Source organism: uncultured Methanobrevibacter sp. (assembly GCF_902770715.1).
Classification (GTDB): Archaea; Methanobacteriota; Methanobacteria; order Methanobacteriales; family Methanobacteriaceae; genus Methanocatella.
The window spans coordinates 38539-48312 of the sequence record NZ_CACXTS010000013.1 but is presented as its reverse complement, the minus strand read 5'-3'; the positions used below and the strand labels follow the sequence as shown (position 1 = coordinate 48312).

Sequence of the window (9774 nt, the reverse complement as noted above, 5' to 3'; positions counted from 1 at the left end):
AATCCTTCCAACAGTAGTAGAAGTGTACTTTGAATCTTTTAAAAGAGCTAAATCCATGTCAAAATTAGATAAGCGATTAGCCAAACTTTTATTAGACTTTAGTTCACTTGTTTCAGTGTCGAGTGCGGCCAACTTACTTTCAATAACACTAGTTTTACTTTCCACTTGTGCTAAAGTATCTTCAGCTTTTTCAATAAAAGCAGGAGTGTCTAATTTCTCAACTTCCTTTTGAACAGGTACGTCTGGACTAATAAAAGACATTAAAGTATCTTTTAACCCATGGCCTTCAGATAAAGAATTTCCTAGTAGTTCAGATATACCGTTTGTTTTCATCAGAAGTGAAGATAATTTACCAGTGTAAGGACTAGTTTTTGAAGGAGTTACTAATTCCGCTAATTCAGGATCTTGCTGAATGCTTTCAGAAATATCACTGACTTGTATGAGCCCTGATTCGTGGAGAGCGTCCACTGTAGGAGCCACATACTTTTCCAGTGTAACAATTCTAATTTTACGCATTCTAGCTGTCTTGAACATATAAACTCACACTACAATATATTTTTGACAATAATAGAAGCAGCATCATCAACATTTGCCATAGCTTTGTCTTTTAAGGCTTTAACTTCACCTTTGGACTTTTCAGCAATAGTTTGCGCTTCTTTTTTAGCCTCATCTTCTTTCACAAAAATAGAATTTTTCGCTTCTTCTTCTGCTGCAATTTTAGCTTCGGAAATAATTTCTTCAGCTTTTAATTTTGATTCTGCAATCAAATCTTTTGATTGAGCTTGTGAATCAACAATAAGTTGTTCAGCATCAGATTCAGCTTTTTTTATCATTGCGATTGCGTCTGATATCTCTGCCATAATTAATCACCATGGTGTATTTATTTTTGTTGTGTAATATATATATCTTTTACTATTTAATATTGGTAAAAATAGCTGAAATTTAAATTTAAATGAAAAAATCTATTCAAAAGATAAAATTTAGATTAAAATAATAATTAAAAAAAAGAATAAAAGAAAAATAGATTATCTATAAAACCATTTCAAAATATTAGGCGGTAATTTTTGCAAATAAGCAAGGATTGCTATCACAATGATGATAAGACCCACTATAGAAAGCTCTATGTTGTATGGATAATCCAATAACATATACCCTGCAACACCAATGACAATTCCTTCAAAAAAGAAAACCGCCTTGGTCCAGCTAGGATTATATAAGATTATCAAATAAGCCACACCTATCAAAATCAATATGATTGAAGTAGCAAGTACATCATTTGTCAAAGCCTGATGTCTGAAAATTGGTGTTAATGCCCAAACTATCAGCATTAAAGCCAATGCCATACCTAATAATTTAAACATTTTAATATTTGCCATAATAACACTAATTTTAGTATTTATTTCATAATATTTATATCATTTTATACAAATCACTATACATGGAAAGAGCTGTTTGGATTATTTTAAATGAAAATTTTTCACTTACTTTGGATAGTGAGATAGATAATGGCAAAATTGTTGACAAGAAATTCTCTCCAGGCGAGGACATCTGGACAAATGAACTTCCGCGTTTGGGTTTCAGTGATGAAAACATACAAAAAGATTATGATGAATTTATAAATGACATCATATCCTTATTTAGCGAACCGGAAGTCAATAAAGTATTCATTGATGCAAAAATAGGAGAAGAATCAGAATACATTAATGCTAAAAATCCATTAGTAATAAGAAAAATAGAAGAATATAGTGTAGATGAAATTATAGAATAGCATTTGCCTTGTTTAATACTTCATTCATATCACTAAATTCTAAAGGATTGCCTTCATCATCAACCTTTTCAGTCGTAATCAGCACATGTGGAGATGCCCAAAGGTATGAATAAGTAAAATAAACCACATTTAAAATTAAAAATACCCAACTGACCTGCAAAGCCAACAATAATGAAACAATCTGGACTAAAATATTGCCGTACCTTCTTTTTCTCATCAACTTGAACCTATCGTCTTCATCAATGAGTTTGAATTTTTTTAAAGACAACTCGCCGGCGATATCATCCATCTCTTTTGAGTTGTCCGCTTTGAGAATGTAAAGTTTCATCTTAATCCATATATACTACAAATTCGTCCAATTCTTTTCTTGGAGTATCGCGAGGTTCTGCATCCCCATAACCCAATGGAGTGAACAATATTGCTTCTTCATTTTCATCCAAATTTAAGAATTGGTGAGCTTTATTTTTCTTAAACGCTCCAATGTAACATGTTCCAAGACCAACATCAGTGGCGGCTAAAATAATATGATCCATCACAATTGTTGCATCTATATCAGCAATGTTTTTACGGTCCCATGGCCTTGTCCATGCTTTATCCCTTAAAGCAACAACACACAATACATATGGTGCTTCAACAAACCATTTAGCCCCATAGATTTCAGACAATTCATCCTTATACTTTTTAGCATTAATCACATAGACTTTGAATGGCTGGTAATTTACACCAGTCGGAGCCAATGTAGCTGCCTTTAGGACATATTCAAGCTTTTCTTTTTCTACTTCCTTATCCAGATATCCCCTTACGCTATATCTTTCAGTAATTACGTCTATAAATTCCATTTTATCTACCGCTTTGATATATTATGTCATCTAAATCACAAAATCTTCTAAATTCCTCTTCGTCCATATTTTCTTCATGAATATGTGCAATGATACCAGGTATTCTACCAATTATGAACACACCCAATCCCAAATCAGGGCTGAATCCCAAATCGGATAAAATTGCGGCATTTGCACCGTCGACATTGAGTCTGATTTTTTTCTTTTCAAAAGCCAAATCCTCAACAGCCAATGCTAATTTGACATGAGGGCCAACAAATCCTTCCTTTATAGCCAGTTCCATTAATTTATCAGCACGAGGGTCCACATTATGATATCTGTGGCCGAAACCTGGAATCTTCTTATTGCCCAGGATATATTCATTATAAATATCAATAGCCAAACCTGCAATTTGCTTATTGTCAATGTCAGAGTCTTCAGTTATGTAGAGAGACCCGATTTTTGATTGATATAACTGCATTGCCTTTTCAATAGCTCCGGCATGTTTATGTCCGAAGGACAATAATGCTCCGGCAACTGCAGAATTCATTGGAGACCCTGAAGATGCAACAAGACGTGCTGTTTGTGTACTTGGCGGAGTTGCACCATGGTCACAAAATGAAACAAGCACATGATTAAATATTTTTCCTTCAATGAGGGAAGGCAACCTTCCCTTCAACAGTAGAAAAACCATGTCGCTATATCTTATTTTCTCAATTAGATCTCTTTGGTTATAACCCCTAGTTATGATTCTATCGGTTTCAACTCGAGATATGGCAGTTTTTAAAGAATGAGGATTAACTTTAAAATTATTTTCTTGCATTTTTCATACCTTTTTGTTTAATTAATTAAGAATAATATTAAAAATGATATATAAATATTTACAATTTCAATGTCGCAACCCTTGGTTCGACAAAACAGGACGGCCTGACTGAAACAATTCTAACGCCGCTTGCCCTTTGATTTCCGATATTTAGATAAGTTCCCAAAACAGTAGTCTTTCCACCTAAACCCAATGGTCCAATGCCGCTTTGATTCAATCTATCAGAAATATGCTGTTCATGTTCGCTTTGATTATCCAGACTGCCGTATGCAACTGACTTTAAGAGCAGTGATGTCGCTTCAAAATGAGTTCTTCCAATGCCTATTGAAGGAATTGAAGGAGTGCAGCCAAGCATTTTTAAGGATTCCTCCAGCCATCCGCAAGCGGTGTCGATGACATTTTCAAAGGATCTCTGATGATATACCCTATATGTTTTTGCTCTAATTTCCGGACCTCCGCCTTCAAGTAGAAAATGAATATTCAATGTATCAGATGAAATGTCTCTTTTATAGCTGGAATCATCATTTGCGTTATCAATCAATATATTTGCAGGATGAAGCATTCCTGGTTTTTCATATAAACCCCTGCTTTGCTCAATTCTTTCAACAAAATCACCTTTAACTGCCATTGGCCTTGCAGGGAGATTATTTAAACCTAAAGCTATTCCTTCATGAATCTGGTTTAAAAGCTTGCCGGAAATTTCCCTATCCTGTCCGATTTCGATAATAACATGAGAAATTCCCGTATCATCGCACAAGGGAAATCCAGTCTTTTCAGCAACATGATAATTTTCCAAAATTTGTGCCAATGCCCATTTGGCATTTTCATTGTCTTCCATGTCAATAGCTTTTCTTAATGCCTTGTACTTATCGCTGGAAAGAGTAGTGGATGCCTTAATAATGGTATTTGAAATTTCATCTAAGATGTCCATGAAAATCACTCAGGAACTGATAAATCATCTGACTGCTTTGGAGAAGCAATCGCATCAGAACAATACTCTTCAATGACTCTTTTAACTAATAGAACCTGTTTTATACGAGCTATTGCTTCTTTTTCTGTTGTATCCCAATTATGATTGGTTGCAACAGACCCTCCTGTTTTTAAATATACGGGAGATGCAACTCTAATAAACTCGGGAACTTCATAATGCCTTATAAAACCGCCAGTTGACTTTGGATTTTCAGTATGCAAATCAATTGACATGTCACAGGCATCCCTGATAGATGCAATCATAGGAATCTGCAAATCCCTTACTGGATTTAACGAATCAAGACCTTGAGCTTCAAGCAGCTTTGCAGAAGCGGGGTTCGAATGGCCTGCATGGGCCGATAATTTAAAATGGACATTATGAGGTATTTCCCCTTCTTTTCTCATTTGATTTAAAATCCATAACAGACCTTCATCATACAGTAATATTCCTCGAACTCCAAGAGAGCAGGCTCTTTTTACATCTTCAATTGCATAAACAAGATTATCATAGCCTCTAAGGCGATATCCTATTCTTGCCCCCTCTTTTGTTTGAACGGTTGCTGAAGTGTCATATGTTGCTCTCGGACCGACGGCTAAAAATAGTTCGCATCCATAATTAATGGCCAAATTAACCATTTCCCTGATTTCATCATCAGTCAAAAGCATGATTCCCTTTGTTTGAGTTACCCTGTGAATGAAAACGTTCTGTTTGACGGATTCTTTCAATAAGGCACTCATTGTTTTTGGGGTTTGGATTCCCGGAACTTCAAAACGATATTGTCCACCATCATTAAACCTTTTCTGGGAAATGAAATCTTTTGAAACTTCATTTATGCCTATTTTTTTAAGGAATTCCTTTGTCTTTTCCATAATATCTACTCATTTAATTTTCGAACAACATAATTCATAGAATAATCTTCAAGAGAATCAATGACAGTTAGATTCTTAACATCATAATTAGGATTGAGATCTTTGAATTTGTCAATTAGCTCTCTGAGCTTGAATGGATTTTCAAAATCACCTTTCGGAATGAATGTAATGTTTTGGAAAATGCCATTTCTAAAGTTTTCATCTAATTTAATAATTACATTTGACGGCCGTTTAGCCGGATATAATTCATTCAACTTATCATCTGAAATGATAATCATCCCGTTTACAAGATTTTTAATGCTGTTTACTTTATCAACGGTGGAATAATTATCCAAAAGACCGTATTCAATCAATTGATTTATTGAATCTACACTTACCTCACCAACAACCAATGATATTGCAACAGCATATGGAAGGCTTTGCTTTAGCTCCTCTAAGTTTTTAGGTTGGAAATTATTGTGTTCAGCCGCAACGGAGTATGTTTTAATGGCAACATTTTTGATGTGGTCATATTCATCGCCAATACTTGCCTTCAGCTTTAATGCAGTATCAATCGAGGAGTGTATATGTCTGCAGAAGGGATATTTCTTAAAGTAAATATCGCGAACCCTTACCTTTCCAATGTTCTTCAAAACAGTTTCAAATGAGAAATCATCCATATTGTAATCAGTATTCTCAACAACCATTGTCTTTAGAAATCCTTCATCACCTTCAAAAATGGTTCCGCTACCAGTAAAACCATTCCTTGCCAAGAATGCTGATAAAATTCCATTATAAGCTGCTTTTCCAACATGCAGAACCTTTCCCATAGACCCGCCATGGTCTGATTCCAAAAGACCTGACGCCTGTGTTCCGCATAATCCTAACGCATTTAAGATCTGCTCATCATCAAGCTTTAATAATTTAGAAGCCACAGCCCCTGCAACAAATGTTCCTATGGTTCCTGTAGTGTGGAACCCTTTATTTCTATGTTCCGGATTTACGATTTTACCAAGAAGTATGCCGACTTCATAGCCAACAATAACTCCTTCCAAAAACTCTTTTCCGCTCAAATCATAAGCTTCTGAGATGGCTAAGGCTGTGGGGAAAATTACAGCACCCAAATGAAGCTGAGCACCTCTATGCCCATCATCCAATTCCAATACATGGGCGGCAACACCATTTACGAAAGCAGCACTTAAAATATCAGTTTTAATGTTTGTGCCGAATATAGATGCTCTTAAATTTGAATTGAAGTTTCCTGAAAATATTTCTTCAACAGTATTTAATGCAATTTTAGAAGCTTCTTCCCCCATTCCACGGTAAGTTACTCCTAAAAAGTCTAAAAAAGCAGCTTTAACAGTACTGACTGATTCGACTGTTGCCTGTTCATAGCGATAGTTAGAAATAAATTTGGAAATATTTTGTAAAAACATAGAACACCTATCTAAATATATGTCAAAAGTAGTATTAAATAGTTAAGTTAAAGAAAAAAATATTTTACAGAAATGGTTTAAGCTGCCGGAACGCCAGTTAAAACAAGCACAATATGCGCTACAATAGCTGCACCATAATAAGTAGCTGCAATAACTAAAACGGTTATGACAATCGCTCTCCAACCTAAAGCTTTGAATTCATCCCAACTTTTACCCATTCCAATACCCACATAAGCTAAAAATACGGTTACAATAGATAATAGTTCAACGTGAGATACGTAATATAAAACAAATTCTGAAGTAGGCATGCCTGGAAACGCTACTAAAATACCAATTATACTTATATAAAGGATGGATGAAATATCAAACGGCAATTCCCTTTCTAACCAAACACCAACAAGAGTTATAACAGATAAAATCGCCATACCAATTAATGAATCAGTCATAGGATGCTTATACCCTAAATAATTACCAATAACTGTGATTATTGAAAAGATGACCAATAACAAAATCCAATTGAAAATACCATGGACGGAAACGTTTTCTGATCCTTCAAGCAAATCAGGCATCTAATCATCCTCCTTTTTTTGAGTAATTGAATCTTTACCAATTTTAGGCTCTAGTATATCATATAATTTTTCAGTTAAAGGCATTGCAAGGAATATTACAATATATATTCCTACACAGAATGAAAGCAAGTTACTGAATCCTGCAAATGCTTCAATCTGGGTTTCCATTCCCGGAAATGCTGCAAGAGTCGGCCCAATAGCCGCAGCATTCATACTTGCACTTCCCACACCACTGGCCATAGCGAATGCATATGGGTGCAACGGTAAAAATGATAATGACAATGTGACAACAAAACTAATGAAAATTGTACCGATTACAGTACCGATAATGAATATGGCGAATACTCCTCTTGATTCGGGAGAATTAAAACCGAATTTATCAACAACAACAGCAACATTCGGTTCACGACCAATAGAATTTGTCATACCAATTGATTCACGTTTAAATCCTAAAAGCAATGCGATTGGAAGCACCAAAATAGTTGCCAAGTGCCCTATTTCTTGCAATATCAAAGCAGGACCCATCTCAAATATTAAAGTTATAGACTGTCCACTGGAAACTGCCAATTTTGCAATCAAAACACCAATGAAAAGCATCATCGCCCCTTCAGCAATACGGGCCTGTTTTCTTTTAATCCATTTAATAGGTTTTGCCAGATAAAATGCCAAACCCAAAATAATAGTATAAATCAAAGGCATTATGGTAATGGCAACATCATGGGTGATAGGAATTTTGATTGTGCCGATTAATTCCGCAATAACAACTAAAATAAGCACAGTAATATGTAAATTATAATCCTTCCACGGATTCTTCTTTAAAATACGTTTATCGGTTTTTTCCCTGTAAATATGTTCTACATGCGCATCGTCGCCCTTATCCGGAATAGTAACAATCTCCTAAAAAGTTTTAGAAATTTCCTTAGAAAATCTATTATAATTAATATTTTCTCAAAACATATTATATAAATTAATAACATTTAATTTTAAAAAATTCACTAAATAGGAATAAAAAATATAGGTAATATTCACAAAATAAGAAAAAAATTATGCTGGAACACCAGTCATAACCAAAACGCAATGGGCAACAATAGCAGAACCCAAATAAGTGGAAGCAATAACAATAACTGTAATGATGACTGCTTTTCCACCTAAGGCCTTAAATTCATTCCAACTTTTGCCCATACCAATACCCACATAAGCTAAAAATACGGTAACTATGGATAACAATTCCACTTTGGAGACATAATAAAGTAAAATATCAGATGTAGGCATTCCCGGAAATGCCAATACAATACCCATCACACTAATATAAATAATGGAAGAAATATTAAAGGGCAAATACCTTTCCATCCAAACGCCGGCCAATGTGATTAAGGACAGAATTGCCATCCCAATTAACGAATCACCAATCGGATGACTAAAACCGATTGAATTACCAATGACTGTAATAATTGAAAATATGGCTAAAAGCAAAATCCAATTCAAAATCCCCTGAACAGAAACATTTTCAGATCCGTCGATAATCTCAGCCATCTAATCAACCTCCTCATTAACAATTGATTTTTTTCCTATTTTAGGTTCTAATAGAGAGTATAATTTTTCCGTCAATGGCAATGCAATGAAAATTACAATATAAATTCCAACAGAAAATGAAAGCAAATTACTGAATCCTGCGAATGCTTCAATTTGAGTCTCTAAAGCAGGGAATGCTGCAAGTGTAGGGGCCAAAGAAGCTGCATTCATACTTGCACTGCCAACACCACTAGCCATCGCAAATGCAAACGGATGTAATGGTAAAACAGAAACACAAATGCTGGTTAAAAAACTGATGAATACGGTTCCAATAATTGTTCCTACAATAAAAAGTGCAAATATTCCTCTGGATTCCGGAGAATTGAAACCATATTTATCTACAACAACTGCAACTTCAGGCTCCCTACCAATAGAATTTGTCATACCAATTGCTTCACGTTTAAATCCTAAAATCAGTGCAACAGGAAGTGCAATTAAAATTGTTGCCAAATGCCCCAATTCTTGCAGCATCAATGCGGGACCCATTTCAAAAATCAAATGAATAGATTGTCCACTGGAAACCGCCAGTTTTGCAATCAAAACTCCAATAAAAAGCATCATTGCACCTTCAGCAACTCTGGACTGCTTTCTTTGAATCCATTTGATGGGTTTTGCTAAATAAAAAATTAATCCTAAAACCATCGTATAAAGTAATGGCATTATTGAGACTGTAACCCCTTTAGTAAGCGGAATCTCGATAGGCCCTATTATCTCTGCAATTATAACTAATATGAGTACAGTTAAATGAAGGCCATAATCCTTCCAAGGGTTTTTCTTTAAAATACGCTTGTCTGTCTTCTCACGGTAAATGTGTTGGATTTCATTCGTTTCATAATCTTTTTCTGAAATAATACCCCCTCCAATCCAGCATGAAAAATATGTCAGTTAAATTATTCTCTCACAATCATCATATATAAGTTAATATGATTTAGTTCTCAAAAGTTCTAAAAAATAGAATAAAAATCATTAT

13 protein-coding genes and 1 pseudogene are annotated in these 9774 nt (G+C 34.8%); 1 reads left to right on the top strand and 13 read right to left on the bottom strand.

Annotation, left to right across the window (positions count from 1 at the left end; all coding sequences use genetic code 11):
- The 3 genes and pseudogenes from QZU81_RS05575 to QZU81_RS05565 all read right to left on the bottom strand — a co-directional run.
- A pseudogene (locus QZU81_RS05575) lies at positions 1-534 on the bottom strand (V-type ATP synthase subunit I); the annotation flags it as partial.
- A gap of 11 nt (positions 535-545) precedes the next feature.
- Positions 546-860: a V-type ATP synthase subunit H gene (locus tag QZU81_RS05570; RefSeq protein ID WP_292823532.1), complete on the bottom strand. Its 315-nt coding sequence runs from the start codon at positions 858-860 to the stop codon at positions 546-548.
- A gap of 165 nt (positions 861-1025) precedes the next feature.
- On the bottom strand, positions 1026-1376 hold the full coding sequence (locus tag QZU81_RS05565) for a hypothetical protein (protein ID WP_292850243.1): 351 nt from the start codon (positions 1374-1376) through the stop codon (positions 1026-1028).
- Between the two features lie 62 nt (positions 1377-1438).
- Between QZU81_RS05565 and QZU81_RS05560 the strand changes: the two genes are divergently transcribed.
- Complete coding sequence (locus tag QZU81_RS05560; RefSeq protein ID WP_295590115.1) at positions 1439-1768, top strand: hypothetical protein; 330 nt, start codon at positions 1439-1441, stop codon at positions 1766-1768.
- On the opposite strand, the gene QZU81_RS05555 is transcribed toward QZU81_RS05560, so the two are convergent.
- From QZU81_RS05555 to QZU81_RS05510, 10 genes are all read right to left on the bottom strand, one after another.
- Positions 1758-2096: a hypothetical protein gene (locus QZU81_RS05555; protein ID WP_295590111.1), complete on the bottom strand. Its 339-nt coding sequence runs from the start codon at positions 2094-2096 to the stop codon at positions 1758-1760. The two genes, QZU81_RS05560 and QZU81_RS05555, sit on opposite strands and share 11 nt — an antisense overlap.
- A gap of 1 nt (position 2097) precedes the next feature.
- Entirely contained in the window at positions 2098-2607 is a 510-nt protein-coding gene (locus tag QZU81_RS05550; protein ID WP_295590107.1) for a nitroreductase family protein, read from the bottom strand.
- Between the two features lies 1 nt (position 2608).
- Positions 2609-3409 carry a citryl-CoA lyase gene (locus tag QZU81_RS05545; protein ID WP_292823571.1) on the bottom strand — a complete coding sequence of 267 codons (801 nt, stop codon included), beginning with the start codon at positions 3407-3409 and terminating at the stop codon, positions 2609-2611.
- Between the two features lie 58 nt (positions 3410-3467).
- Complete coding sequence (locus QZU81_RS05540) at positions 3468-4340, bottom strand: fumarate hydratase (RefSeq protein WP_295590103.1); 873 nt, start codon at positions 4338-4340, stop codon at positions 3468-3470.
- A 5-nt stretch (positions 4341-4345) separates the two neighbouring features.
- Positions 4346-5248 carry a peptidase gene (locus QZU81_RS05535; RefSeq protein ID WP_295590101.1) on the bottom strand — a complete coding sequence of 301 codons (903 nt, stop codon included), beginning with the start codon at positions 5246-5248 and terminating at the stop codon, positions 4346-4348.
- Positions 5249-5253: 5 nt separating this feature from the next.
- The gene (locus tag QZU81_RS05530) at positions 5254-6663 is read right to left on the bottom strand and encodes an MmgE/PrpD family protein (RefSeq protein WP_295590098.1); all 1410 of its coding nucleotides are present in this window, start codon (positions 6661-6663) and stop codon (positions 5254-5256) included.
- A 77-nt stretch (positions 6664-6740) separates the two neighbouring features.
- Positions 6741-7232 (bottom strand): hypothetical protein, encoded by a 492-nt coding sequence (locus QZU81_RS05525; protein ID WP_295590095.1) that lies wholly within the window; start codon positions 7230-7232, stop codon positions 6741-6743.
- A complete protein-coding gene (locus tag QZU81_RS05520; RefSeq protein ID WP_342764263.1) occupies positions 7233-8126 on the bottom strand; it encodes a DUF3100 domain-containing protein in 894 nt (297 codons plus the stop codon).
- Between the two features lie 150 nt (positions 8127-8276).
- The gene (locus QZU81_RS05515; protein WP_295590089.1) at positions 8277-8765 is read right to left on the bottom strand and encodes a hypothetical protein; all 489 of its coding nucleotides are present in this window, start codon (positions 8763-8765) and stop codon (positions 8277-8279) included.
- Positions 8766-9668 (bottom strand): DUF3100 domain-containing protein, encoded by a 903-nt coding sequence (locus QZU81_RS05510; protein WP_342764262.1) that lies wholly within the window; start codon positions 9666-9668, stop codon positions 8766-8768.
- Positions 9669-9774: the final 106 nt, after the last annotated feature.

Excerpts from the sequence above, each read along its gene's own strand:
- QZU81_RS05570 (WP_292823532.1), bottom strand. The coding sequence starts at position 860 with ATGGCAGAGATATCAGACGCAATCGCAATGATAAAAAAAGCTGAATCT.
- QZU81_RS05565 (WP_292850243.1), bottom strand. The coding sequence starts at position 1,376 with ATGGCAAATATTAAAATGTTTAAATTATTAGGTATGGCATTGGCTTTA.
- QZU81_RS05560 (WP_295590115.1), top strand. The coding sequence starts at position 1,439 with ATGGAAAGAGCTGTTTGGATTATTTTAAATGAAAATTTTTCACTTACT.
- QZU81_RS05555 (WP_295590111.1), bottom strand. The coding sequence starts at position 2,096 with ATGAAACTTTACATTCTCAAAGCGGACAACTCAAAAGAGATGGATGAT.
- QZU81_RS05550 (WP_295590107.1), bottom strand. The coding sequence starts at position 2,607 with ATGGAATTTATAGACGTAATTACTGAAAGATATAGCGTAAGGGGATAT.
- QZU81_RS05545 (WP_292823571.1), bottom strand. The coding sequence starts at position 3,409 with ATGCAAGAAAATAATTTTAAAGTTAATCCTCATTCTTTAAAAACTGCC.
- QZU81_RS05540 (WP_295590103.1), bottom strand. The coding sequence starts at position 4,340 with ATGGACATCTTAGATGAAATTTCAAATACCATTATTAAGGCATCCACT.
- QZU81_RS05535 (WP_295590101.1), bottom strand. The coding sequence starts at position 5,248 with ATGGAAAAGACAAAGGAATTCCTTAAAAAAATAGGCATAAATGAAGTT.
- QZU81_RS05530 (WP_295590098.1), bottom strand. The coding sequence starts at position 6,663 with ATGTTTTTACAAAATATTTCCAAATTTATTTCTAACTATCGCTATGAA.
- QZU81_RS05525 (WP_295590095.1), bottom strand. The coding sequence starts at position 7,232 with ATGCCTGATTTGCTTGAAGGATCAGAAAACGTTTCCGTCCATGGTATT.
- QZU81_RS05515 (WP_295590089.1), bottom strand. The coding sequence starts at position 8,765 with ATGGCTGAGATTATCGACGGATCTGAAAATGTTTCTGTTCAGGGGATT.